Genomic DNA, 26023 nt, shown 5'->3' with positions numbered 1-26023 from the left:
GGCTGAGATAACTTATGAACAACATGATTGCGTTGCTCCAGCAGCTGGAGCGCCAGGGAGTCAAGCTGGCCCTGAACGACAAGGGCCAGCTGATCTCCCAGTCGAGCAAGGAGGCGGTGACCCCCGCCATCGGCGCCACCATCAAGGCCCACAAGGATGAGCTGGTGCGCTGCCTGGCAGCCCGTGCCGCCTTCGAGGCGCCTATCGTCGCCCAGGGCGCCCTGCAGGGGCCGCTCTCGTCGTCCCAGAGCGGGCTCTGGTTTATCGAGCAGTACGAGGAGGCCTCCCACCTCTACAACATGCCGGTCTATTTTCGGGTCAAGGGAGATCTCGACACCGCCGCCCTGGAATTTGCCTTCGATCACCTGTTTGCCCGCCACCCCAGCATGCGCACCCGCTTCGTCAAGGACGAGGCAGGCAGGGGGGCCCAGGAGATCCTGCCCCATCAGCCGTTCAAGCTGCAGATAGAGGATGTGAGTGCAGAGTCCATTGCCGAGCGCGAAGCTTATGTGGCCAAGCGGGTGCGCGAAGAGATAGGCCGCCCCTTCTCCCTGACCAAGGGGGACTTGAGCCGGGTGCACCTCATCCGGCTCGGGAGCCATGAGCATGTGCTGCTGATCACCCAGCACCACATCATCTCCGATGGCTGGTCGGTCAAGAACATGTTCGCGGACTTGAAGCGTGCCTTCCTGGCCCATCAGAACCGTGCGCCCTTGAGCGTGGCCGAGCTGCCGCTCAACTACCTCGACTACGCCCACTGGTTCAACTCGCCGCACTTCCTCGACTATCACGCCGAGTTCAAGCCGTTCTGGGTGGACAGGCTGGGTGGCAGCCCCGAGGTGCACGGCCTGCCGCTCGACAAGCCGCGCCCGGCCCATCAAGGCAGCGGCGGCGAACTGGTCTTCTCCACCATAGACAACGATCTGTGGGACAGCTTCAAGCGCCTGTGCCAGCGTCACAGCACCTCCAACTTCATCGGTCTGCACGCCCTGTTCGCCCTGCTGATGGTGCGCCAGAGCGGGGAGAAGGAGGTCGTCATCGGCACCCCGCTCGCCTACCGCGAACGCCACGAGATAGAGTCTCTGGTGGGCTTCTTCGTCAACACGCTCGTGCTGAGAACACGGCTGGAGGGGCGGCCGAGCTTCGTCGACTACCTGCAACAGTGTCGGGAAGAAGATCTCGCTGCCTTTGACCATCAACTCTATCGGTTCGAGGCGCTGGCCGAGGCCATAGGCGCGGATCGCACTACCGCCATCAACCCCATCTTCCAGATCATGCTGGTGTATCAGGCCAAAGTGGATTTCAACGATCTCATCCCCGGCTGCCAGCTGGTGGAGGAGACCTCCCCCGTGCTGCCCGCCAAGACCGACATCTCGGTCAAGGTGACCGAGTTGATGGACTCGGTGCGGGTGGACTGGCTGTTTGCCACCGCCCTGTTCGAGCGTGCCACCATCGAAGCCTATGCAGATCGCCTGCTGCACCTGATGCGCGCCGTGGTGGCCGCCCCCGACACCGACATCTGGCAGTTGCCCCTGGAGGCGGGGATGGACAAGGCGGCGCTGGCCGCCGAGCTCGCCAGCCTGCCGAGCGACTACCCGAGCCGGGACACACTGCTCTGCCAGTTCGAGTGCCAGGCGGTAACTCATCCCGCCGCCCTCGCCGTGACCGACGATGAGCGCGCCTTGAGCTATGGCGAGCTGGAAGATCAGGCCAACCGGCTGGCCCACTGGCTGCTGGCGCAAGGGGTGACCCCGGGCGCCGCCATCGGCATCCAGGCCAAACGGGATGTCGCCTTCGTCATCGCCTTGCTCGCCTGCTGGAAGGCGGGGGCGGCCTATGTGCCGCTCGATCCCGCCTATCCCGCCGAGCGGCTGGCTCATATCCTCGGCGACGCCGCCATCAGCCTGGTGCTGGGGGGAGAGCAGGACGAACGACTGGCGGAGGCCCTGCCGCTGGTGGCCGCCAACCGCCAGGCTCGTTATCAGAACCTGCACCATCAGAACCTGCACCGACTGGCGCTGGACTCGCCGGCACAGGCTCCGGCTGTGGTCCGCGAGCCCACCATGCTGGCCCAGATCATCTACACCTCGGGATCTACCGGCCTGCCCAAGGGGGTCATGGTAGAGCAGGGCAGTCTGGTCAACCTGATGGCGGATCACGGGGCGCGGATCGCGCTTGATCACAGTGGGACCATGTTTAACTGCATGTCCTTGTCGTTCGATGCGGGCAACATGACGGCCCTGCTGCCGCTCTCGTGCGGCGCGGCCCTGCACTTCGGCGAGCCGGGGGAGGGGGTGATCGCCGCTGCCATCGCCAGGGGCGCCAGCCATATGATTTTGCCGACCGCCCTGCTCGCCAACCTGCTGCCGCCGACGGATCTCGGCTACCTCAAAGCCATCGGCTTTGGCGGCGAAGCCTGCCCGAGCAGCCTGGTGGATCGTTGGGGCGACAGGGTGGCGCTCTATAACATGTACGGCCCGACCGAGTGCACGGTGACGGCGCTCTGTGCGCGGCTGGTGCCGGGTGCGCCCATCACCATAGGTCAGCCCATCAGCAATTTAAAAGCGCTGATCTTGGACGAAGCGGGCAACCCCTGCCCGGTGGGAGTGCCGGGCGAGCTCTGCCTGGCCGGCCTCGGCCTGGCCCGTGGCTACCTCAATCTGCCGGAGCGCACCCAGGAGGCCTTCGTCGAGCTGACTCTTGATGCAGACACGGATGGTCGCACTTATCGCCTCTATCGCTCCGGGGACAGGGCGCTGTTGCGCCGGGATGGCAACATCAACTACCTGGGCCGCCTCGATGAGCAGATAAAACTGCGGGGCTATCGCATCGAACCCGGCGAGATAGAGACCCAGATTGCGGCACTCGAACCGGCCATCCGCCAGATCAAGGTGGTGGTACAAGAGGGCCGATTGCTCGCTTACGCCAGCCTGCAAGCCGGCGCGACCGAGCCGGATGCCGAGGCCCTGCTGCAACGGGCCGGCGAACAGCTGCCGGAATACATGGTGCCGGTGAAGCTCTGTTGGCTGCCCGAGATGCCGCTGACCCCCAACGGCAAGCTGGACCTGCGCCGCCTGCCCGCCATCCATTGGCAGGAGAGCAAGGCCGAGCCACAGAGCGAGCTGGAGCAGACAGTGCTCGCCATCTGGCAGGGGGTGCTGAAACAACCCCTCGGGGTGGAGGATGACTTCTTCCGCTTGGGGGGCGATTCCATCCTCAGCATCCAGCTCACCACCAGGCTGCGGGACGCCGGCCTGCACTGCAGCGTGAAAGACGTGTTCGAGGCCAAGACGGTGCGCCGCCTCTGCCGCCGGCTCGGTCAGCAGCAGACGGTCAGCCACCAGACTGAGCAGGGGATCCTGGAAGGGGAATTCCCCCTGCACCCCATTCAGCACTGGTTCTTCGAGCAGGGCTTTACCAAGCCCGGTCACTGGAACCAGGGGGTGATACTGCGCCTGCCCGCCGGCATCGACGACGATGTCCTGATGGGTTGGATGAGCACCCTGCTCGGTCACCACGACGCCCTGCGCCTCGCGGTCACCCCGGCCGGTCAGCGTTATCTGCCCGAGCTGGCGCTGCCGCCTCTGCAGGTGCTGGACGCGGCCGGGCTGGATGAGGCCGAGCTGCAGGTTTGCCTGACCCAGTGGCAGGGGGGGCTTGCGCCCGAGCACGGCCAGACCCTGGCCTGGGCCCGGCTGCGCAATCTCGCGAGCGAGGCGGATGCCGACCCCGTAGAGGGGCTCTTCATCGCCTTCCACCACCTGGTCATAGATGCTGTCTCCTGGCGCATCCTGGCCGAGGATCTGGCCCGTCTCGCCGAGGGCCGAGCCTTGCCCGCCAAGGGCAGCAGCTACCGCCAATGGGGAGAGGGGCTTGCCGCTTATGCGGCCCGCGAAGCCGCGCAGCTGGCGTTCTGGCTGGGGCAGGGGGAAGGCTGCGAGCAAGGCTTGCTGGAGGCGAAGCGCGCCCCGGATGGCCGCGCCGCCGCCAGCCTGTTGCGTCTGGATGAGCGGATCACGGCTCGTCTCATCGATGAGGCCAACCAGGCCCATCTCACCCAGGTGCCGGATCTGTTGCTGGCCGCGCTGACCCGCACGTTGAGCGAACTCGGTTACGGCGCCAAACAGTGCGTGATGCTGGAAGGGCACGGCCGTGAAGCCATCGATGCGAAAGTCATTGATTCTGACACCAGAGCCCCGCAACTGGATGTGAGCCGTACCCTGGGCTGGTTCACCAGCACCTATCCGCTGGCGCTGGCCGATAGCGCGTCCTGGAGCGATCTCGTCTGCGACACCAAGGAGCGGCTGCGGGCCGTGCCGGACAAGGGAGTAGGCTTCAACGCCCTGCGCCTGCACCATCCCAATGGTGGTGAGCTGCCTCATTCCGCCATCGTCTTCAACTACCTGGGGGTCTCCCACAGAGGCACGCCGGCTCCCTGGCAGCCGCTACCGGTGGTGCCGGGCCAACCCTCGGCACCGGAAAACTTACCGCGGGAGCTCATCAGCCTGCACGGCGGCGTCTACGGCGGTTGTCTCACCCTGCGCCAGGTCGGCGCCCTCAATCAAGAGGCGAGCGACGCCCTGATGGCGGCCCTCGCGGCCAATATCGAGGCCCTGGTGAACGCCTGCTGCGCGCAAGTCAAGCCACGCCGCACCCCGAGCGACTTCCCGGGGCTGGCGCTGTCCCAATCCACCCTGGACAGGGTGCTGGACGCAGAACAGGCTGGCGGCGAGGTGGAGACCCTGCTGCCCATGACCTCCTTGCAGCAGAGCATGCTCTATCACAGGGCGCTGGCACCCCATGATACGGCCTATCACCTGCAGACCGAGATAAGCTATCGGCAAAACCTGGATGTGGCAGTCTATCGCGCTGCCTGGCAGGCCCAGCTCGCCCGCTGGCCCGTGCTCAGAGCCGCCCTGTTGATGGAGGAGGGCGTGGCGTTGCAGCGCATACTGCGCCACGCCGAGCTGCCGTTCCACCACGAGGACTTGTCCGGCGTGGCGGGGGCGGATGCCCGCATCGAGGCCTATCGCCAACAGGATCTGGCCCACCCCATTGCACTGGACAAGGCGCCGCTGCTGCGGATCGCCTGCTTCACACTGGCCCCCGATCACCACAAGGTGATCCTGAGCGCTCACCACGCCGTGCTCGATGGCTGGAGCGGCCCCGTGCTGCTGGGCTCCCTGCATAGACACTACCAATCGCTGAAGCAGGGTCAGGTACCAGAAGCGACACCGGATACCGCCTGGCTCGCCTTCGGTCGCCATATCGCCAGCGAAACGGCCACCAGCGCCGCCTACTGGCAGGGACGCGCCGAGCTGCTGGCGCGGCCCAACGATCTCGCCAGGCTGTTCGGGGTGGCGCTGGAGCCACACCTGACCCAGCACAGGCCCGAAGTCTGCGGCGAGACGCTGGCGCCGGCCTTGTCCGGACAATTGGAAGCACGGGCCCGGGCGCTTGGGGTGACCGCGGGCCTGTTGGCCCAGTACGCCTGGCATCGCTTGCTCGCCCGCCAGTGCGGCGACGAGATAACCCTGGTGGGCAACGTGACCCCGGGCCGGGACTTCCCCATCGAGGGGATCACCCAGAGCGTCGGGCTCTATATCAACAGCCTGCCGCTCGCCCTGGATTGGCGCAGCGAGGCGACCCTGGAGCAGCATATCGCCTTGCTGCAGCGGGACTCGCTGGCGCTCAATGAGCACGGCACCCAGTCCCTGGCGGCCCTGACCCGGGGTGGCCCGCGCCTGTTCCAGAGCCTGTTCGTGTTCGAGAACTACCCCATGCCGGCGCGGCCCGAGACGCCGGAGCCCCATCAGCTGGTGCCGCAGTTTGGCGCCGTGGTGGAGAAGGTGGAGTTGCCCTTGTCGCTCGTGGTCAACGCCCGCGGCGGCCAGCTCAACCTGCGCCTCGAATACGACGGTGAGCTGATAGCGCGGGAAGGGGCACAGAGGGTATTGGCGCAGTGGCTGGCGGAGCTGGCGTGGCTGGCGCAGGCCCCCCTGACCGAGCCTGCCCGCCTGACGGGGGTGGACAGGATCCAGGCCCCCGTGCCGGTACAGATCCCGTCGGGACAGGAGGCGTGTCCCGCCCATACTGCCGCTCGCCGCCTGCTGGCCCTGTGGCAGCAGCACTGTGGCGAGGCCGCGCGCTGGCAGCAGCCGCTGGCAGCGCTCGGGGCGGACTCGGTGCAACAGCTCGCCCTGCTGGCGGCTCTCAATCAAGCGTTCGCCGGGGATCACCGCCCGCTGACGCTGCGGGATCTCAAGGCGCACGGGGCGCCCTGTGCCCTCTACCATTACTGGCTGGAACGGCTGCCCGAGGAGGTGCTATGACGGTCGCTACATCGATTGCAACAAAGGAGGCGGGGGGGGCCCCGTCCCATTCCCCGCAGCGGGTGGGGCTGAGTGCCCGGCTGGCCGGGTTGCTCGGCGGCACGCCGCTGGCCCCCGCCATTGGCATGGAAGGTCATTGGCTCACCTACGCGGATCTGCAACGCCGGGTCGATCAGATCGCCGCCAGCCTGCAAGGGCTGGCGGTGGGGGAGCGGGTCGGTCTCTATCTGGATCGCACGCCGGATCTGGTGGCCAGCCTGCTCGCCTGTCTACGCCTCGGGCTCTGCTTCGTGCCCCTCGAGCCGGATTTCCCGGTGGAGCGCCTGCAGGGCATCGCCCGTCAGGCACGGCTGTCGGCGGTGATCTGCGACCGTGGGCAGGCGGTGCCGGACTTTGGTTGCCCGCTGCGGGCCCTCGCCGAGCTGGTTGGCTCTGGATCTGGCCCTGTGAGAAGCGGGGCGGCCTCCTGTCCCCAGGTGGACGACGCCCTGGCGGCCTACATGATGTTCACCTCGGGCTCCACCGGCGAGCCCAAGGGGGTAGTCATCAGTCGGCGCGCCCTGCTCTGCTTCCTCGACGGGATCCGTGAACGGTTGGGTCTGACCCCGGCTTGCCACTGGCTCTTTATCACCACCCCGGCCTTCGACATCTCCTTGCTGGAGATGCTGGGGCCGCTCTGGAGCGGTGGCCGGCTGACGGTGGCGGGCAATCGGCACAATAAGGATCCCCTGGGGATGCTGGCACTGCTGGCGGCGGACTCGTCCATCGACTGGATGCAGGCGACCCCGGCCTGCTGGCGCATGCTGCTCAAGGCGGGTTGGCAGGGCAGTGACAGCCTCACCGCCCTGTGCGGCGGCGAGGCGCTGGATCTCGGGCTTGCCGAGCAGCTGTGCGGCCGCACCCGGCGGCTGTGGAACTGCTACGGTCCGACCGAGGCCACCGTCTGGTCCCTGGTGAGCGAGGTGCGCATGCCGCCGGTTGGGGGACGGATCACCGTTGGCCACAGCCTGCCGGGCTACCGGCACTGGGTGCTGGACGCCGAGGGGCGGCCGGTGAGCGAGGGGGAGGAGGGAGAGCTCTGCATCGAGAGTCCGGCCCTGTGCGAGGGCTACTGGCGCAAGCCTGCCCTGACGGCGGCCGCTTTCTTGCGGCTGGGCACTCATCGCCTCTATCGCACCGGCGATCGGGTGCGCAGGCTCGGCAGCGACAGTTTCCTCTATCTCGGGCGGCGCGACGATCAGATCAAATTGCGCGGTTTTCGCATCGAACTCGGCGAGGTGGAGGCCGGCCTTCGCCGCCAGCCCGGGGTGCAGGAGGCGGCGGTGCGGCTCTTCGGCGAGGGGGACGAGGCCATGCTGGTGGGCTATGTGGAGGCCAAGGCCGGGATAACCCTGAACCGGCTGGCCCTGCGCAAGGGCCTGCAGGCCAGCCTGCCCCACTACATGGTGCCGGCGCGCCTCATGCTGCTGGAGGCCCTGCCCAAGACTGGCAGCGGGAAATTAGATAGAAAGGCGTTGCCGCTGCCTGAGTGAATGGTGGTGGGGTGGTAAACTGCCAGATCTGATTTTCATAGATCACATATGCTTTGAAACTCAAATCTACTGGTGAGTTGTCGCTTGCAGGCCTCTCCCGCGAGCGGCAGGCCGGATCTCTCCGAGGATCCTGTCCTTGTCGGCAACACCAGTTTGCCAGCCAAACAAAAGCCCGCATGATGCGGGCTTTTTTTATGCCTGTGTGACGGCATTAACGGGTGATGGGGGCGGCATCTGGCTTGCTCATCAGCAGCTCCACATCGTCGATCACCCGCAGGGCCGCCTGGGGGCCGCCGGTGGAGGTCCACAGCGAGCCGTCCACGGCGCCAAAGCGCTTGCCCTTGATGGCGTTCAGTTGCTGGAAGGCCGGAGTCTGCTCAGCCTGCTTCATGGCATCCACCGCATCGCCGCTGGCGCTCAGTGTGCCTATCACCAGCCAGTCACCGTCCAGCAGGTTGAGGGACTCCAGGCTCAGGGCCGGGGAGTGGGGGGTCTTGTCACCGATCTGGTGGGTCGGACGGGCCAGCCCCATCTCTTCCACCACGCTGCTGGCGAAGGTGCCGCCGTGCATGTAGCTCGGGCCCTTCGGGTTCCAGCGCACTATGCTCAGGCGCTCGCCCTGATGCTTGGCGAGCTTGCTGCGGGCCTCCTGCAGGCGGGCGTCATACTGGGCGAGGAAGGCCTTGCCCTCGGCATCCCGGTTTAGCACGTGGGCGCTGCGATTGAAGATCTCCTTCCAGGAATCCCCCCAGTTGCCGGTGACCACTGTGGGGGCTATCTCTTGCAGCAGGGTCAGCAGCTCGGGTTTGGTCTGGCCGGTCAGGATGAGATCTGGCTCCAGATCGATCAGTCGCTCCAGATTGGGGTTGTCCAGATCGCCGACCACGGCGATATCCTTGCCCGCTTTGGTCAGCAGGTAACGGGGCAATGTGCCCTGGCCGCGACCGTTGACCGTGCCGACCGGCTGCAGTCCCAGGGTCAGGGCCGTATCCAGATCGATTTCGCTCAGCACCACCACCCGCTTGGGCTGGGCGGGCACGACCTGGGTCTTGCCATCGGCATCGGTCACCTGACGGGTCTCTGTGCCGGCCTGGGCCTGAAAACCGACCAGGCTGGCCAGCATGAGCGCGGCGGCCAGGGGGGAGGAGATCTTCATCGTTACATCCTTCTTGGTGAAATCAGCGAAAAACCGGGCCCCAAACGGGCGGCCTTATGCTATCACAAATTCAAATGATAAAAATTGTCATTTGCGTTTGTGGTGTTTGGACTGGGTGATTTGTTACCATGGCAGCTCTCGAACCAAGGTCTCTTTGTGATGTTCATTGCCACTGCGCCAGCCTGTTCACTGGACCGTTTTATCCTGCAGGCCGACGGCCTGCCGCTGCCCGGTTTTGCGGAACTTGCGCTGCAGCGGATCTGCTTCGATCCCGCCGCTTTCACCCCGGCTTGCTATGAGCAGGCCGGGATCCTGTTGCCCGCCAGTTTGCAGCGCGCGGCCCCCAAGCGGCTGGGGGAGTTTCTGGCCGGCCGGTTGGCGGCGCGCCAGGCCCTGCACCGATTTGGGCTGAGTGATCATGTGGTGGCCATAGGATCGGCCCGCGAGCCGCGCTGGCCTGCGGGGTTTGAGGGCAGCATCAGCCACAGCCTGTTGCAGGGGCGCGGCATGGCCCTGTGTGCGGTACGTCCGGGTCAGGCTGGTATGGGGCTGGATCTGGAGGCCTGGCTGGAGGATGGGCAGGCGAGCGAGCTCTGGCCCGGCATCGTGGATGATGAGGAGTGGGCGCGGCTGCAGCGCTGTCCGCTCGGTCCGGCTCTGGGATTGACCCTGGTGTTTTCCGCCAAGGAGAGCCTGTTCAAGACGCTCTACCCCAGGGTGGGGCGCTATTTTGACTTTCTCGATGCCCGCTGGCTGGCCATGACGGAGCAGACCCTCACCCTCGAACTAAAAAGCGCGCTGACCCCGGCTCTGCCTGCCGGTTGGCGTGCGACTCTGCACTGGCAACGCTTGCCGGGGGGCGTGCTGACCACGCTTCTGCTCTGAACGTGCCTCTGCCGCTCGGTGTCATGGGATAAAAAAACCGCCATCAAGGCGGTTTTTTTGATCCTGTGTTCAGGCCTGCTGCTGCATGGCAAAGGCGTGCGGGCGGCGGCGCGGCACTATGATGGGGGCGCCATCGCCGGGGGCGTGCAGTATGTCCACGTCCGTCTGGTAGAGGCGGTCGATGAGGGGCTTGGTCACCACCTCGCGAGCCGGGCCCATGGCCTGGATCTTGCCCTCGCCGATGGCGATCAGCTCGTCGCAGTAGCGGGCGGCGGTGGCGAGATCGTGGATGACGATGAGCACAGTCTTGCCCTCGGCGGTGATCTGGTGGATGGCCTCCATCACCTCCGTCTGGTGGCCTATGTCCAGCGCGCTGGTGGGTTCATCGAGCAATATGATATCCGCATCCTGGGCCAGCACCATGGCCAGCCACACCCGCTGGGCCTGGCCGCCGGAGAGGGAGCTGGCGCTCTGCGCCAAGATGTCGCCAAGCTGCATCCGCTCGCAGGCCCAGCGCACCATGCGGGCATCCTCTTCGCTCCACTGATTGAACCAGCCCTGATGGGGATGGCGGCCGTACTGCACTAGCTGTTCGACCTGAATGCCGGCGGGCACCAGGGGGCGCTGGGGCAGGTAGGCGAGCTCCCGGGCCAGCGCCTTCATGCCGTAACTCTCCAGCGGTTTGCCCTTGAGCAATATCTCACCGGATTGGGGCTGCTCCTGGCCCGCCAGCAGCTTGAGCAGGGTGGATTTGCCACCGCCATTGGGGCCGACTATGCCGACCAGCTTGCCCTTGGGAATGGTGAAGGAGATGTCGTTGAAGACGGGCTTTTGCTGATAGCCGAAGTGGAGGCGATTTAGGGTGAGGGTCATCAGTCGGTTCTCTGTCTGTCTTTGATCAGAATAAACAGCAGCAGTATGCCGCCAAGAATACGGGTCATGATGCCGGTGGCGACCTCATGGGGGCTGGCCAGCACCCGCACCAGGGTGTCGCTCGCCAGCAGCAGCAGGGCGCCGCACAGGGCGGCAATCCACAGCGGCACTATGCGATCCCGGCTCATCCAGGAGGCGAGTATGGGGGCCGCCATGGCGATGAACACCACTGGGCCGCCGATAGCGGTGCCAAGGGCCGCCACGACTATGGCCTGGGCCAGCACGCCGAGCTGCACCCGGTTGACGTTCACTCCCAGACTCTGGGCCGTGATGGGGCCCAGACGCAGCACGCCCAGGGCGCGGGAGAGATAAATGATCCAGGGGCAGACCAGCAGGATCAGGATCCCCACAGGCACCACTGTGCCGTAGCCCTGGCCGACGAAGTTGCCCATGTTCCACAGGTAGAGGCTGGTGAGGTGCACCAGCGACTGGGTGGACATCACGAACTGGCCGATGGCGTTCATCAGCTCGGAGACGCCGATGCCGATCACCACGAACAGATAACCCTGCTCCCCCGGCTTGTTGCACAGGGCGTAGAGCACTGCGGCGGCAAACAGGGCGCCGAGTGGCGCGGCCCACCAGGGCCAGCTGCCCAGGGTGAGATAGAGGGAGAAGGCGATGATGGCGAGCGACGCCCCCTCGTTGACCCCTATCATGTCCGGGGTGGCGAGGCGGTTGCGAATGAGGGTCTGCACCAGGCAGCCGGAGAGGCCCATGGCGGCGCCTGCCACCAGCACGGCGACGATGCGCGGCAGCCGGATCTTGAAGACAGTCACCTCATCGAGCCGGCTCCCCTCGCCAAGCAGGGTCTGCACTACCCCCAGCATGGTGAGCTTGCTTGAGCCCAGGGTCAGCGCCAGCAGGGAGAGCAGCACCAGAGCCACCAGGAGCCCCAGTGTGATCAGCCAGGCACGGCGGTGCAGCAGCAGGGTGCGCTCACCCAGTCGCAGGCAGAGGGTGCCGGAGGGGAGGGAAGCATTCAGCGGTGTATTCATTGGATTATTCATGAGGCAGGGCGACCTTATTTGACGGCCAGCAGGGAACGGAAGCCGCCGCTGCGCACCACCATGATGAGCACGGGGGCACCGATCAGCGCCAGGATCACCCCGTTGGGCAGCTCGAACGGCTGGATCAGCCAGCGGGCCAGTATGTCGGCCCCCAGCAGAAACAACACGCCAAACAGGGCGGAGAAACGCACCTGGATGGCGAGGCGTACCGGCTCCACCAGACGGGCGCAGTAGGCGGCCAGGAAGCCGACGAAGCCGATGGGGCCAGCGATGGCGATGGCGCAGGCGGTGAACAGGGTGGCGGCAAGCAGCACGCCGATCCGCACCCGGGTCGGCCGTATGCCGAGGGCCTGGGCCTGGTTGTCCCCCATCTGCATCAGGGTGAGCTGGCGGCACAGGGCCAGGGTCAGCAGCAGACCGGCCAGGGCGAAGGGCACCACAGTGAGCACGGCGTCGAGATCCGAGGCGGCCAGCGATCCCAGGTTCCAGAAGCGGAACTGCTCCAGCACCACCTTGTTGGAGAGCAACAGGAAGTTGGAGAGGCCGCCGAAGGTGGCGGAGAGGGCGACCCCCACCAGGATGAGCTTGAGCGGATTGGAACGCCCCACCATGAGGCCGAGACCCAGCACTATGAGGTTGCCAAGCAGGGCACCCATGCCGGACCAGAGCAGGTAACCGTAGGCCGATTCGACGCCGAAATAGGTCAGCCCTATCACCAGGGCGAACACGGCGCCGGCGTTGACGCCGAGCAGGCCGGGCTCGGCCAGCGGATTGCGGGTGGCGCTTTGCAGCATGGAGGCCGCCAGCGCGAGACAGACGCCCACCACCAGGGCACACAGGGTGCGGGGCAGACGCAGGGTATGAATGATCATGGCGAGCTTTTCATCGGCCATGAGGGCGGGATCGCCCAGCAGAAATCCGGCGACCTCGCGGCCACCATAGACACCGGCACCCGTGGCCAGTGACAGACAGATCAGCAGGAACAGGAGAACAACTCCCAGCCAGAACAGCTGTGTTTGGTGTCTGAGCACCCGGCTACTCCTTATTGTCGAGGCGATAAAACGGAAAAAGGGAGCCCTGGACCGGGCTCCCGAACGGGGGATTACAGCTTGTAATCCACGCCGGCATAGACGGTGCGACCTTCCAGGATGAAGTCGGCGTCGGTGGCGACCTGGTCACGCTGGGTGTTGGTCAGGTTGGTGATGCCGAGTTTGAAGTCGAGCGCCGGGGTGACCTTCCACTTGGTGTTGACGTCCAGGGTCTGGTAGTGCTTGGACTTGAGCGCCTGGGAGTTGTGCATCGGTACCTTGATGAACTGGCTGCCCACGTATTGCCAGGCCAGGTTGGTGCTGACGATCTCGGTGGCTTGCCAATCCAGGCTGAGGTTGCCGGTGTGATCCGGGGTCTTGGCCAGATCCTCGCCCGTGCTCTTGTCTTCGGAATCCAGCAGACTCCAGTTGCCGGTCAGCTTGAGGTCGTCTCGCACGTCGATCCAACCGTTCAGCTCCAGCCCTTTCACCCGCGCCTTCTTGACGTTGAGGTAGGTCATGACGGTCGGACGGTAGCCAGGGCCCCACTGATCGCTCTGGATCAGATCCTCGATGTCGTTGTGGAAGCCGGTTACACCGGCGCCGAAGCGAGCGCTCTCGTAGGCGGTGCCCAGCTCATAGCTGACGGCAGTTTCCGGTTTCAGGTTCGGGTTGCCGACCACCTTGCAGGCGCCACGGCAGGCGGTGGTAGCAAAGCCTTCGCTGGACTGGGCCAGGGTCGGTGCCTTGAACGCCTTGCCGGCGCCACCCTTGATCACCCACTCGTCGCTCAGCTTGTAGAGCGCATAGGCGCGCGGGCTGAACTCGTTGCCATAGGTTTCGTGGTGGTCGAGGCGGCCGGAGAGGGTCAGCGCCAGATCCCCCAGGCTGAATTCGTCCTGCAGATAGAGGGCGCTCTGGCTCGCATCCACGCTGCCGTTGGTGATGCTGCGGCTGTGCTCCAGCTCGGTCTTGCGCATCTCGGCGCCCGAGGTCAGCAGGTGATCCCCCAGATAGCCGCTCAGCTGGCCATCGACCGTGTGGTTGGTCTGGGTGACATCGGCGGCGCCGCCATTGAGCTGGGAGTCATCCATCAGATCCGTTTGCTCGAAGTAGTAGCGGGCGCGGCTGTCGAAGTGCTCCCAACGGCCGTTGTGGGTGACTCCCAGGCTCAGGCGATCGAGCTTTTGCACGTTGTGCGGAGTGGCCGGTGCGGTCGGGGCACGGGGCACGTTGTTGAAGTAGCTGTCCATGTCGTTCTGGTTGTAGCCCAGATCGAAATCGATATCCTGGTTGTCACTGACCAGCCACTTCAGGCTGGAGAGCATGTTGACCACTTCCCGTTTTTCCAGCGCATCGGCATCCGGGTTGTTGGACTGATCGCTGTGCCAGCGGTCGCGCTGATAGCCTTCCACCACCACGCTGCCCAGCAGCTTGTTGTCGATCAGGGCTCCGGAGACGAAGGCGCTGCCCTGGTTGGCATCGCCACCGTCGCCCTTGGTGGGCATGGTGTGGGTGTAGCCGAAGGCCGCTTCCGTCTTCTCCTTGGCCTGGCGCAGGATCACGTTGACCACGCCGCCGAGGGCGTCGGCACCGTACAGGGAGGAGACGGGGCCACGGATCACCTCGATGCGCTCTATGGCCGCCATGGGGATGGAGCTCAAGTCGAAGTCATTGCCAAAGGAGCTGCCCAGGGTCTCGCGGGCGTTGACCCGTTTGCCGTTGATCAGCAGCAGTGTGTAGTCGCCGCCCATGCCGCGGATCTTGATCTCGCTGCGGCCCGTGGGGTTGGTGCCTATGATGTTGACACCCGGCACATGCTTGAGGGCATCGCCTATGTTGTTGGCGTTCATCTTGTCCAGATCGGCGCGGGTCACCACAGAGACGCTGGCCGGGGCGGACAGCTCGGTGTGCTGGGTCTGGGTGGCGGTGACCACCATGGTCTCGTTGGCCTTGACCGATTCGGCCTGGGCCAGGCCCGGCAGGGCAAACAGGCCGAGGGAGAGTAAAATCGGGTTCAAGCGAAATACGCCAGGCTGCAACTGCATAGTCAAAACTCCATGAATAAAACAGAGGTTATGGGGTCCGGCTCTGGGGCCGGTAGCTCACTGACTTCCTTGTCTGGCGGCGCCAGACTCGGGGTTATTGTTATTCCTTGTCTGCGCCAGCCCCTTGAGCAGGAGCCAGACACCGCCGCAGGCCAGCAGGCCGCAGCCGATATTGATCCAGGCGAGCCCCGCAAAGCCGTGCAGGGCGCCAGTGTCATCCGAGAAGAGATACCTGGCCGAGAGCAGGCTGCCGAGACCCGCCGCCACATTGGTGACCGTGCCCTGGAAGGACATGAAGGCGGCGCGCTGATGGGGGGCCGGAATGGCCGCCGTGATGGCGAGCGTGGTGCTGGATCGGGCCGAGCTCAGCGCCATGAAGAGGGTAAACAGCAGGTAGACGGGCACGCCGACGGGGGCGGCGAAGCCGAGCAGGGTGATCATCGCCAGCAACAGGCTGGTGATCAGGATGGCGGCCAGCGCCCGGCCCTGATCGATCCAGCTGCCGCACAGCCGCATGGTCGCCATGCTGGCGAGACCGCCACACAGATAGAGGGCGGCGATCTGCTCGCGCGGGAAGGCGAGGTTGAACTGGAAGTAGTTGGCAAAGTGCGGGATCAGCAGGAAGTGACCGAACATCTGCAAACAGAGAATGAGCAGGGCGCCCTGGCAGAGCGGCGAGCCCAGCAGCTGGCGCAAGCCGCTGCCGTGAGGGGCGCGGCTGACCGGCAGGGAGGGCAGCAGCCGGGCGCAGAGCAGGGCCAGCAGCAGGCCGCCAGCGCCAAACAGCAGGAAGGGGCTCTGCCAGCCGAGCCACTGGGCCAGCACGAGGGCGATGGGCACCACCAAAATGGCAGCCAGCGAGAAGGCCATGCCCACGTAGGCGAGGCGGCGGCCCCGTTCGGTCGGGGGAACCAGGTCCAGCACGGCGGCCATCAGGATGGCGGAGAGGGGCCCGGCCACGCAGCCCGACAGAATGAACAGCATCAGCAGTTGCTGGCTGTTCTGCACCAGGGCGCAGGCCATCAGCAGCAGGAAACGCAGGGTCAGCAGCACCAGCAGGGCGGGTTTGCGGTTGACGCGATCGAGCCAGGGCGCGGCGATAAGCCCCATCAGGGCCGCGCCCAGAGTGGCACCGCCGCTGAAATAACCCGTCTGTTCCGGTTGCATGCCGAGGCTGATGACCAGATCCGGCCCGAGCGGCATCACCATCATCATGCTGCCCATGGAGAGCATGTTGATCAGCATCGCCAGATGGATGATGGCAGGAGTGGTGGTGGCGGTAACAGGCTTCATCAGCGGCTGGCTCGAAAAAATGAGTCCGAATTGTATCCGAGCGATTTTTTCGTGACAACAAATGGTAATCATTTTTATTTGTATTATTTGATCTATCTCCGTCCTTTTAGCTCGCAGGCCGTCAAGGGGGGCGCTCCGGCCCATGCCGCCATCGCCCTTGGGGTGCAAAGTCATTGAAATGCGAGGCAGATGGATCATGATGGTGATAGCCAGACTGGCAGAGACGGTGAGCCGGGCTCCCGGACAGGAGAGAGAGATGAAAAGGTGGCGTTGGAGCGGGATCTTGTTGTTGGGCGGGCTCTGGTGCCTGCCGCTGCGGGCCGAGGTCAAGGTGATCCCGGTATTCGAGGCCCAGGCGGCGGTGCAGACCCTCAAGGAGATCTACCCGGATCTCGGGGTGAGTGCCATGGGCAACCAGCTGGTGCTGAGCGGCAGTGGGGCCCAGTTGCAGGAGGCCGAAGCGACCCTGGCCAAACTCAACCAGCCGCCCCAGAGTCTGCTCGTCGAATGGCGGGTGGATGGCGCCTCAAGCGGTCAGCAGATAGAGGCGGGTATCGGTGGTGATGCGGCCAAACGGCAATGGCTGCTGGAGGGCAATGCCCGGCAATACCAGCGCAGCCAGAACGACAGCTGGCAGGTGCGCGGCCTGTCAGGGCGGCCCGTGTTGCTGCAGATGGGTTCCTACCAGCCGGTCACCTTCTATCAGTGGCGCGGTGGTCAGGTGGTGGGCTTGATGCCGCTCATCAACGGTCTCTATGCCACCGCCACCCTGATAGGGGACAGGGTGCAGATAGCGCTCAGCAGCGAACAGGCCAGGCTGGAGCAGGGCACCATCAGCACGGGGCAGAACGCCACCGAGGTGAGCGGTGCCCCGGGGCAGTGGCTGACGGTGGGGGAGCTCTCCACCAGTTCGGCCCAGCAAGGCAGCAGCCTGGGGACCCAGTTGCAGGGAGGCCGCGGTTCTCAGAGCGATCGCCAGACCCTGCAGATCCGGGTCACGCGTCAATGAGTGACCCCTATTTTCTCAGTGAGGTTGATCGGCCGCGTATTCGCGGATCTGGCGGCTGCGCAGCAGATACCAGAGCGCCCAGAGGCTGCCGATCAGCACCAGGGCGGTCGGCCAGCTGAACGACCATTTCTGCAGGTTGAGGCTGTGCAGCTGCATCAGCAGGCCGCTGACGGTGGAGCAGAGCAAGAGGCCGCGGCTGTGGCGTCTGAGCCAGGCGCGCACGCTGTTGGTCTGCTGATAGGTGCCGCCAAAGGCGAGCAGCGCCAGCATGGCGGGCACGTCGGTCAGCAGGCTGATGTAGAGGCTGATCTTGTCCGGATAGAAGAGGGTCAGGATCTCGCTGCCGCTCTCGCGGGTGACCCCGGCCATCAGAAACAGCCAGACCGAGCGGGTCAGCAAGAGGGCGATGGGCCAAAACCAGAGGGGAGGGCGCAACTGGCCGTGATCGTCATATCTGTGTTCGGGGTAGAGGGTCATGGTCGCCCGTTATCCGCTTGGGTTGTGCAAATGATGAAGAGGATATGGGGCAGGCTGGCGCCCTTTGCAAGGCGTGCCGGGTGACACGAATTAATCGGGGGGCCAGTGCCCCCCAATCCGCTTATCTTTTTTCGTGCCGTGCCGCCGGCGTCACAGCCAGCCCTTGCGCTTGAAGAAGAGGCCTGTGCCGAGCGATGACATCACCATCAGCACCAGCGAGAGCGGATAGCCGTACTCCCAGGCGAGCTCCGGCATGCGGCCGAAGTTCATGCCGTAGATGCTGGCGATCAGCGTCGGCGGCAGGAAGATGACCGCCGCCACCGAGAAGATCTTGATCACCTTGTTCTGCTCCAGGTTGGTGACCCCCATGGAGGCCTCCAGCTGGAAGTTGATCTTGTCGAACAGGAACTGGGTGTGGGGCAACAGCGACTCCACATCGTGCAGCATCTCGTCGATCCACTTGTTCTGCTCGTTGCTCATGCGCTGGCGCAGGCTGCGCTTGAGGAACCGCAGGGCGCGACGGGTATCGTGCAGGGAGAGACGGATCTGGCCGTTGGCCTCTTCCTGCGCCATCAACTCCTTGAGCATGGGATTGATCTGATCCGGCTCGAAGATCTGATCGGCAGTGTTCTCCAACGTCTTGTAACCGTCTTCGATGAGATCCGAGAGGTACTCCACCTTGAGGTTCTGCACCTCCAGCAGGATATCGAGGGCATCCTCCACCTCCAGCCTGTCCTGGCGCATGTAGTGGCGCAGCAGGCGCACCAGGCCGATGTCATCCTCGCGGATGCTGATCAGCAGGTTGTTGCGCAGGGTAAAGGAGACGTGGACACCCTTGGTGTCACGGCCGATCCGCTGGGGGAACAGGGAGTGAATGTGCAGACCATCGGTATCCCAGTAGAAACGGGCGGATGCTTCGATATCGTCCAGCTCTTCCTTGTCGGGCACCTCTTCCAGAAACAGGCCCGTCAACCATTCTCGCTCCGCCGTGTCCGGCTTGTAGGCATCCAGCCAGACGGTGTTGTCAGGCACTATGTCGTCAGGCCCGAGCGTGACTATGTCCAGTACCTTGTTATTGAGAATGTAGGCGGTGATCATCTGTCCCCCCTTAAGAAGTCATGGGTAATCAGGGATGGTTGCACAGGTCATGCGGCCTAGATCGCATAGAAAGCGATCCCGTGGACAAGCAAAACGGGCCGATGGAAAACCTGAATGCGGCGAACTATACAGGGGCGGGGCGCGCTTGTCAGGGCCTATTCATCCGAGGTTCAGCCTGTTCGCTCAAAAAAACAGCGAGGTCGGATCAGCGGATCCAGCCTCGAAAGTGGCAATGCTTGTTCGACCTCCTTGTTCACCTCTGTGCGAAAGATGACTCGGGTTTACCTGCCGGGATTGCGGGATCCTGAGCCCCCGCGGTGGCGTTCAGACGATGTGCTGGGATTGCTCATCTTTGCTGTTTCCGTAACGCTGCTGGCCTCCCGTCACATATTGGGATAGTTGGGACCCGAGCCACCCTGCGGTGGTGTCCAGACGATGTTCTGGGGCTGCGCATCCTTGGTGTCGCCGCTGATCTGCATGGGCAGTCCCATCACATATTGGGATAGTTGGGGCCCGAACCTCCCTGCGGTGGCGTCCAGATGATGTTCTGGGGCTGCGCATCCTTGCTGTCGCCGTAGCACTGCGGGCCTCCCGTCACATATTGGGATAGTTGGGGCCCGAACCTCCCTGCGGCGGTGTCCAGACGATGTTCTGGGGCTGCGCATCCTTGGTGTCGCCGCTGATCTGCATGGGCAGTCCCATCACATATTGGGATAGTTGGGGCCCGAACCTCCCTGCGGCGGTGTCCAGACGATGTTCTGGGGCTGCGCATCCTTGCTGTCGCCGTAGCACTGCGGGCCTCCCGTCACATATTGGGATAGTTGGGGCCCGAACCTCCCTGCGGTGGTGTCCAGATGATGTTCTGGCTGGGATCCTTGATGTCGCAGGTCTTGCAGTGAATGCAGTTGGCCGCGTTGATCTGCAAGCACGGCTGGTTCTCGCTTTCCACTATCTCGAACACCCCGGCCGGACAGTAGCGCTGGGCGGGCTCGGCCCAGGTGGGCAGGTTGACCGCCACCGGGATACTCGCGTCCTGCAACTTGAGGTGGCAGGGCTGATCCTCATCGTGACTGGTGTTGGCGAGATAAACAGAAGAGAGCTTGTCAAAGCTGAGTCTGCCGTCCGGCTTGGGATAATCGATGGGATCGCAGCGGCTGGCCATGCGCAGCTGACGGTAGTCCGGCTCCCGGTCCAGCAGGGTAAAAGAGCCCATCAGGGGTAAGGAGGAACCCCGCTGCTCGAGCCAGTTGAAGGCGCCACCAAGCAAGGGGCCCCAGCGATGCAGGGCGGCGCCGAAATTGCGGGCTGTCTTCAGCTCCTGCCCCAGCCAGCTCTGTTGCAACGCATCGCTGTACTCGGCCAGATCCCGGCCACCCTCATCGCCGCCGCGCAGCGTCATGGCGACGGTTTTCGCCGCCAGCATGCCCGACTTCATGGCGGTGTGAATGCCCTTGATACGGGAGAAGTCGAGTGTGCCGGCATCGCAGCCAATCAGCAGACCACCGGGAAAGTGCATGCGGGGCAGGGAGTGCCAGCCGCCCTTGGTGATGGCGCGGGCGCCGTAGCTGATGCGCTCGCCTCCCTGCAGGGTCTGCGCGATGAGGGGATGGTGCTTGAGGCGCTGGAACTCGTCGAACGGGCTGAGCCAGGGGTTGCTGTAGTTGAGATCGACGATAAGCCCGACCGCCACCTGATTGCCCTCCATATGATAGAGGTAGAAGCCACCCTGGCTCTTGCTGGCTCGGCGCTCGACCAGCGGCCAGCCGCTGCCATGGAGCACCCGGCCCGGCTTGGCCTGATCCGCGGGCACCTGCCACAGCTCCTTGAAGCCGATGGCATAATGTTGTGGCTGGGCGCTGTTTTCCAGATTGAACTCGGCGATCAGCTGCTTGCCCAGATGGCCGCGGGCCCCTTCGGCAAACAGGGTGTAGCGGCCATAGAGCGCCATGCCGGGCACGTGATCCGCCTTGGGATTGCCGGCTTTGTCCAGCCCGAGATCGCCGGTGATCACACCCCGCACCCGTCCCGCTTCCATGATGAGCTCGCTTGCGGTAAAACCCGGGTATATTTCGACTCCCAGCTGCTCGGCCTGCTGACCGAGCCAGCGGCAGAGGTTGCCCAGGCTGAGGATATGACTGCCATCGTTGTGCATGCGCGGCGGCACGGCCCAGTGGGGCAGTTGCAGGGCGCGGCTGTCGTTTTGCAACAGATGAACCCGATCATCGTTGACGGGAATGCCAAGGGGCGCCTGCTGCCAGCGGTTCGGCAACAGCTCCTTGAGGGCTATGGGGTCGAACAGGGCGCCGGAGAGCAGATGGGCGCCGATTTCCGCTCCCTTCTCCAGCAGACAGACCGAGAGATCGGCATTGTGCTGCTTCAGGGCGATGGCGGCGCTGAGCCCTGCCGGGCCGCCACCGACGATGACGACATCAAATTCCATTGCTTCGCGTTCCATCTTGCCTCTGCGCTTGACTTGGCCTAGGGTAGTGCTGGTAGTTTACGTAAACGTAAAGCAATTGTAAGCAAAAAAATGCGAGGGCTCGTCAATGGATTCACTCAACCGAAGCGAGGGATGCGCGTCATGAAGCTGCTGGTCGCGATCAAGCGGGTACTGGATTACAACGTCAAGATCCGGGTCAAGAGCGATGGTTCCGACGTGGAGCTCGCCAATGTGAAGATGGGGATCAACCCGTTTTGTGAAATTGCGGTGGAGGAGGGGGTGAGGCTGCGTGAAGCCGGCATCGCGACCGAGCTGGTGGTGGTGACCTTCGGGCCTGAGGCGGCGGTCGAGCAGTTGCGCCATGCCCTGGCGCTGGGGGCGGATCGGGCCCGCCATTATGTGACCGATGAGACGCTCACTCCGCTTACCGTGGCGCGTTCCCTGCAACAGGTGTGTGAGCTGGAGCAGCCCGATCTGGTGCTGCTCGGCAAGCAGTCCATCGATTCTGACAACAACCAGGCGGGCCAGATGCTCTCAGCCCTCACCGACTGGCCGCTGGCCACTTTCGCCTCCGCCATCAAGCTGGTGGACGGCGAGCTGCAAGTAACCCGCGAGATTGACGGCGGCCTGGAGACCCTCGGCATGCCACTGCCTGCCGTGGTGACCGTGGATCTGCGCCTGAACGAACCTCGCTTTGCCTCGCTTCCCAACATCATGAAAGCCAAGCGCAAGCCGCTTGAGAGTGCCCCCTTCGCGATCCTAGGCGTCGAACCCGCCGGCCATACCCGGCTGCTTGGGGTGATGGCGCCAGCCGTGCGCCGTGCCGGCGTCAGGGTCGGCTCGGTGGACGAGCTGCTGGACAAACTCAGGCACGAAGCCAAGGTACTGCCATGAGCGCACCTATGATGGTGAAACATATTGGGTGCCTGTCCCTGGCTGGGATGAGGGCTGGCACGATGAAACGCGTTGCTAACGATAGGGTGTTGTCATGAGCGTACTGGTTATTGCTGAACATCATCAGGGCAGGCTTGCCGACAACGTGGCCCAGCTGGTCACGGCGGCGGGTCAGCTTGGCGGCGAGGTGCATCTCCTGCTGCTGGGCCAGGGGCTGACCGAGGCGGGCGAACAGGCCGCCAGCCTGCAAGGGGTGGACAGGGTGCTGCTGGCCGAGCATCCCATGCTGGCGGAAGGGCTGAACGACGGCGTCGATCCGCTGCTCGCCCACATAGCACGCGACTATCAGCACTGCCTGATGGCGGCCAGCACCCAGGGCAAGGATCTGTTGCCGCGGGTCGCGGCCAGGCTCGGGGTCGAGATGCTCTCCGAGGTGACCGGCATAGAGAGCGGTGATACCTTCCTGCGGCCCATCTATGCGGGCAATGCCGTTGCCCGGATGGCGAGCAGCGCTCCCATCAAGGTGCTCACCATCAGGCCGACCGCCTTTGCCAAGGCCGAATTCGGGGCTGGGCAGGCTGTTGTCGAGCGGCTGCCGGTGGCCGATGTGGCCTGCCGCACCCGGCTGGTCGAGCGGCGCGCCGTGCGATCCGTCAGACCCGAGCTTGCGGCGGCGCGGGTGGTGGTCTCCGGCGGCCGGGCGCTCGGCTCCAAGGCGCAGTTTGCCCTGATCGAGGCGCTGGCCGACAAGCTGGGCGGCGCGGTCGGGGCGTCGCGGGCGGCGGTGGATGCGGGTTATGTGGCCAACGATCTGCAGGTGGGCCAGACCGGCAAGGTGGTCGCCCCCGAGCTCTACATAGCTGTCGGTATCTCGGGTGCCATCCAGCATCTGGCGGGCATGAAGGAGTCGAAGGTGATCGTCGCCATCAACAAGGATGGCGAGGCTCCCATCTTTCAGGTAGCGGACTACGGTCTGGTGGGGGATCTCTTCACCCTGCTGCCCGAGCTCACCGCCAAGCTGTGAATTTGTTGAAAAGGGGCCTTGCCTGTCATTGATGCGGCCTGTCCCCCATTTCCATGCATGTTCCCTGCAAGCCCTGACCCGTTCAGGGCTTTTTTCATCATGGCCTGAGCCGGGCCGGGCGACAAAAGGTTGAGCCAGCTCCCAAAAAGCCTTTGATCCTGGGGCGGCTCTTGTGTAAAACCAGACAAGTCATCGATTACTCTCATCCACTCACGGAAAGCGTCATGAGCAAACAGATTTACAACTTCTGCGCCGGCCCCGCCATGTTGCCGGTTGAAGTCATGGAGCGCGCCCAGCGCGAATTTTGTAACTTCCAGGGGCTGGGAGCCTCGGTCATGGAGCTTTCCCACCGCGGCAAGCCCTATATGGCGGTCGCCGCCAAGGCGGAAGCCGATCTGCGCGAACTGCTGGCGGTGCCGGACAACTACAAGGTGCTCTTCATGCACGGTGGTGGTCGTGGCCAGTTCTCCGCCGTGCCCATGAACCTGCTCGGCGGTGCCAACAAGAAGGCCGATTATCTGCTGACCGGTGTCTGGGCCCAGAGCGCCGTGGATGAAGCCCACAAGTACGGTGACATCCAGACCTTCCCCGGGGTTGCCAAGAACGCCCAGGGCATCTCCCACCTGCTGCCGACCCCGGCGTTTCGCGCCGATGCGGCCTTTGTGCATTACTGCCCGAACGAAACCATAGACGGCATAGAGATGTTCGACATCCCGGCCACCGGCGATGTGCCCCTGGTGGCGGATTTGTCCTCCACCATCCTCTCCCGCCCCATCGACGTGAGCCGCTTCGGCATCATCTACGCCGGTGCCCAGAAGAACATAGGCCCGTCGGGCCTGGCCATCGCCATAGTGCGCGATGACCTGTTGAACCAGGCCCGCGCCGACGTGCCCTCGATTTTTGACTACCAGCTCACCGCCAAGAACGACTCCATGTTCAACACCCCGCCCACCTACGCCTGGTATCTGGCCGGTCTGGTGTTCGAGTGGCTGAAAGAACAGGGCGGGCTCGCCGCCATGGAGGCGCGCAACAAGGAGAAGGCCGATTTCCTCTACGGCTACCTCGACCAGTCGAGCTTCTATGGCAACAAGGTGGATGCCAGCTGCCGCTCCCGCATGAACATACCGTTCCAGCTGAAAAATGCCGAGCTGGACGCGCTCTTCCTGGCCGAGTCGGAAGCCGCCGGTCTACTGGCGCTCAAGGGGCACCGCATCGTCGGTGGCATGCGTGCCAGCCTCTACAACGCCATGCCGCTGGAAGGGGTCAAGGCCCTGGTGAGCTTTATGGATGGCTTTGCCAAGCGTCACGGCTGAGGCGTTTTTCCCCAATTGCAGACGCCGGGGACTCCCCGGCGTCTGTTTTTTCAGTGGATCCTGATCGACCGTGAGTCTGGCCCGCTTTTGTGCCACGCGCGGTCTTGCCGAGCAAGGCGCGGGCTGCTAACGTCCGGTCAGGTGAATTATTTGAGACAGTACAGGAAGTTTATGAATTCGTTGCGTTTGGAACCTATTTCTCGTGTGGCCGGTGAGGTCAATCTGCCCGGCTCCAAGAGCGTGTCCAACCGGGCCCTGCTGCTGGCGGCGCTGGCCCGTGGCACCACCCGGCTCACCAACCTGCTCGACAGCGATGACATTCGTCACATGCTGGCGGCACTGACCCAGCTCGGGGTCAAGTACAAGCTCTCCGCCGACAAGACAGAGTGCACAGTGCACGGTCTGGGCCGCAGCTTCGCGGTGAAGGAGCCGGTCAATCTGTTCCTCGGCAACGCCGGTACCGCCATGCGTCCGCTGTGCGCCGCGCTGTGTCTGGGCTCGGGCGAATATACCCTGGGCGGCGAGCCACGCATGGAAGAGCGTCCCATCGGCCATCTGGTGGATGCCCTGCGCGAAGCGGGTGCCCATATCCAGTACCTGAAAAAAGACGGCTACCCGCCGCTGGTGGTGGATGCCAAGGGCTTGTGGGGCGGTGATGTGCATGTCGACGGCTCCGTCTCCAGCCAGTTTTTGACGGCGTTTTTGATGGCGGCGCCCATGGCGGCGGGCGACACCCGCATCCACATCAAGGGGGAGCTGGTCTCCAAGCCCTACATCGACATCACGCTGCACATCATGAAGCAGTTCGGGGTGGTCATCGAGCACGACAACTACAAGCTGTTCTACATCAAGGGCAACCAGAGCTATGTCAGCCCGGGCGACTTCCTGGTGGAAGGGGATGCCTCCAGCGCCTCCTATTTCCTCGCGGCCGGGGCCATCAAGGGCAAGGTGCGCGTGACCGGCATCGGCAAGCACAGCATCCAGGGCGACATCCACTTCGCCGACGTGCTGGAGAAGATGGGTGCGCGCATCACCTGGGGTGACGACTTCATCGAGGCCGAGCAGGCCCCGCTGCACGGCATCGACATGGACATGAACCATATTCCCGATGCGGCCATGACCATAGCGGTTGTGGCGCTGTTTGCCGAGGGGCCTACTTCCATCCGCAACATCTACAACTGGCGGGTGAAGGAGACGGATCGTCTGCACGCCATGGCCACCGAGCTGCGCAAGCTGGGTGTGGAGGTGGAGGAGGGGCACGACTTCATTACCGTGACGCCGCCGGCCCAGCTCAAGCATGCGGCCATCGACACCTACAACGATCACCGCATCGCCATGTGCTTCTCGCTGGTGGCGCTGTCGGATACCGCCGTCACCATCAATGATCCGGGTTGTACCTCCAAGACCTTCCCGGACTACTTCGACAAATTGGCAAGCGTCAGTCAGGCCGTTTGAGCCAGTTTCGATTGCTCCAAGGCCCGCCTCAGTGCGGGCCTTGTTTTTCAGTCCGCCAACAATTCGCTAGCAGTATTATTGCAACTTGCAAGACTGCGT

At 64.2% G+C, this 26023-nt stretch carries 17 protein-coding genes; 8 read left to right on the top strand and 9 right to left on the bottom strand.

Features of this window, described 5'->3' with window-relative positions:
* Positions 1 to 14: 14 nt before the first annotated feature.
* Together AACQ95_RS06330 and AACQ95_RS06325 are read left to right on the top strand one after the other, a co-directional pair.
* Complete coding sequence (locus AACQ95_RS06330) at positions 15 to 6332, top strand: non-ribosomal peptide synthetase (protein ID WP_241278078.1); 6318 nt, start codon at positions 15 to 17, stop codon at positions 6330 to 6332.
* Positions 6329 to 7864, top strand: coding sequence for an amino acid adenylation domain-containing protein (locus tag AACQ95_RS06325; protein ID WP_339357887.1), 1536 nt, complete (start codon positions 6329 to 6331; stop codon positions 7862 to 7864). The genes AACQ95_RS06330 and AACQ95_RS06325 overlap by 4 nt, the downstream gene beginning before the upstream one ends.
* 211 nt (positions 7865 to 8075) lie before the next feature.
* Here the strand turns inward: AACQ95_RS06325 and AACQ95_RS06320 are convergent, their stop codons facing one another.
* Positions 8076 to 9020 (bottom strand): amonabactin ABC transporter substrate-binding protein, encoded by a 945-nt coding sequence (locus AACQ95_RS06320; RefSeq protein ID WP_241278077.1) that lies wholly within the window; start codon positions 9018 to 9020, stop codon positions 8076 to 8078.
* A gap of 159 nt (positions 9021 to 9179) precedes the next feature.
* Here AACQ95_RS06320 and amoD point away from each other — a divergent pair, with 159 nt between their 5' ends.
* The gene (gene amoD, locus AACQ95_RS06315; protein WP_241278076.1) at positions 9180 to 9905 is read left to right on the top strand and encodes an amonabactin biosynthesis phosphopantetheinyl transferase AmoD; all 726 of its coding nucleotides are present in this window, start codon (positions 9180 to 9182) and stop codon (positions 9903 to 9905) included.
* A gap of 69 nt (positions 9906 to 9974) precedes the next feature.
* On the opposite strand, the gene AACQ95_RS06310 is transcribed toward amoD, so the two are convergent.
* From AACQ95_RS06310 to AACQ95_RS06290, 5 genes are all read right to left on the bottom strand, one after another.
* A complete protein-coding gene (locus AACQ95_RS06310; RefSeq protein ID WP_043137045.1) occupies positions 9975 to 10778 on the bottom strand; it encodes an amonabactin ABC transporter ATP-binding protein in 804 nt (267 codons plus the stop codon).
* Positions 10778 to 11845 carry an amonabactin ABC transporter permease subunit 1 gene (locus AACQ95_RS06305; RefSeq protein WP_043137048.1) on the bottom strand — a complete coding sequence of 356 codons (1068 nt, stop codon included), beginning with the start codon at positions 11843 to 11845 and terminating at the stop codon, positions 10778 to 10780. The genes AACQ95_RS06310 and AACQ95_RS06305 overlap by 1 nt, the downstream gene beginning before the upstream one ends.
* A gap of 14 nt (positions 11846 to 11859) precedes the next feature.
* Positions 11860 to 12876 carry an amonabactin ABC transporter permease subunit 2 gene (locus AACQ95_RS06300; RefSeq protein ID WP_043137052.1) on the bottom strand — a complete coding sequence of 339 codons (1017 nt, stop codon included), beginning with the start codon at positions 12874 to 12876 and terminating at the stop codon, positions 11860 to 11862.
* A 71-nt stretch (positions 12877 to 12947) separates the two neighbouring features.
* Positions 12948 to 14921, bottom strand: coding sequence for a siderophore amonabactin TonB-dependent receptor (locus AACQ95_RS06295; RefSeq protein WP_241278075.1), 1974 nt, complete (start codon positions 14919 to 14921; stop codon positions 12948 to 12950).
* 57 nt (positions 14922 to 14978) lie between these two features.
* The gene (locus AACQ95_RS06290; protein ID WP_157774645.1) at positions 14979 to 16214 is read right to left on the bottom strand and encodes a siderophore amonabactin export MFS transporter; all 1236 of its coding nucleotides are present in this window, start codon (positions 16212 to 16214) and stop codon (positions 14979 to 14981) included.
* Between the two features lie 256 nt (positions 16215 to 16470).
* Here AACQ95_RS06290 and AACQ95_RS06285 point away from each other — a divergent pair, with 256 nt between their 5' ends.
* Complete coding sequence (locus tag AACQ95_RS06285) at positions 16471 to 17223, top strand: hypothetical protein (protein ID WP_241278074.1); 753 nt, start codon at positions 16471 to 16473, stop codon at positions 17221 to 17223.
* Positions 17224 to 17238: 15 nt separating this feature from the next.
* On the opposite strand, the gene AACQ95_RS06280 is transcribed toward AACQ95_RS06285, so the two are convergent.
* The 3 genes from AACQ95_RS06280 to AACQ95_RS06270 form a co-directional block, all read right to left on the bottom strand.
* The gene (locus tag AACQ95_RS06280; protein WP_042871506.1) at positions 17239 to 17700 is read right to left on the bottom strand and encodes a DUF2919 domain-containing protein; all 462 of its coding nucleotides are present in this window, start codon (positions 17698 to 17700) and stop codon (positions 17239 to 17241) included.
* Between the two features lie 150 nt (positions 17701 to 17850).
* The gene (gene corA / locus AACQ95_RS06275; protein WP_011705843.1) at positions 17851 to 18798 is read right to left on the bottom strand and encodes a magnesium/cobalt transporter CorA; all 948 of its coding nucleotides are present in this window, start codon (positions 18796 to 18798) and stop codon (positions 17851 to 17853) included.
* Between the two features lie 805 nt (positions 18799 to 19603).
* On the bottom strand, positions 19604 to 21253 hold the full coding sequence (locus AACQ95_RS06270) for an electron transfer flavoprotein-ubiquinone oxidoreductase (protein ID WP_241278073.1): 1650 nt from the start codon (positions 21251 to 21253) through the stop codon (positions 19604 to 19606).
* Positions 21254 to 21379: 126 nt separating this feature from the next.
* Between AACQ95_RS06270 and AACQ95_RS06265 the strand changes: the two genes are divergently transcribed.
* The 4 genes from AACQ95_RS06265 (at position 21380) to aroA (ending at position 25924) form a co-directional block, all read left to right on the top strand.
* The gene (locus AACQ95_RS06265) at positions 21380 to 22132 is read left to right on the top strand and encodes an electron transfer flavoprotein subunit beta/FixA family protein (protein ID WP_241278072.1); all 753 of its coding nucleotides are present in this window, start codon (positions 21380 to 21382) and stop codon (positions 22130 to 22132) included.
* Between the two features lie 94 nt (positions 22133 to 22226).
* Entirely contained in the window at positions 22227 to 23156 is a 930-nt protein-coding gene (locus AACQ95_RS06260) for an electron transfer flavoprotein subunit alpha/FixB family protein (protein WP_241278071.1), read from the top strand.
* Between the two features lie 224 nt (positions 23157 to 23380).
* The gene (serC, locus tag AACQ95_RS06255) at positions 23381 to 24469 is read left to right on the top strand and encodes a 3-phosphoserine/phosphohydroxythreonine transaminase (RefSeq protein WP_043555460.1); all 1089 of its coding nucleotides are present in this window, start codon (positions 23381 to 23383) and stop codon (positions 24467 to 24469) included.
* Between the two features lie 171 nt (positions 24470 to 24640).
* On the top strand, positions 24641 to 25924 hold the full coding sequence (gene aroA, locus AACQ95_RS06250) for a 3-phosphoshikimate 1-carboxyvinyltransferase (protein ID WP_172955359.1): 1284 nt from the start codon (positions 24641 to 24643) through the stop codon (positions 25922 to 25924).
* Positions 25925 to 26023: the final 99 nt, after the last annotated feature.

Origin of the sequence: Aeromonas sp. MR19, assembly GCF_963899305.1 — a bacterium.
GTDB lineage: Bacteria > Pseudomonadota > Gammaproteobacteria > Enterobacterales > Aeromonadaceae > Aeromonas > Aeromonas bestiarum.
Note: the sequence above shows the minus strand (reverse complement) of the source record. Positions and strands in the feature narration are given on the sequence as shown.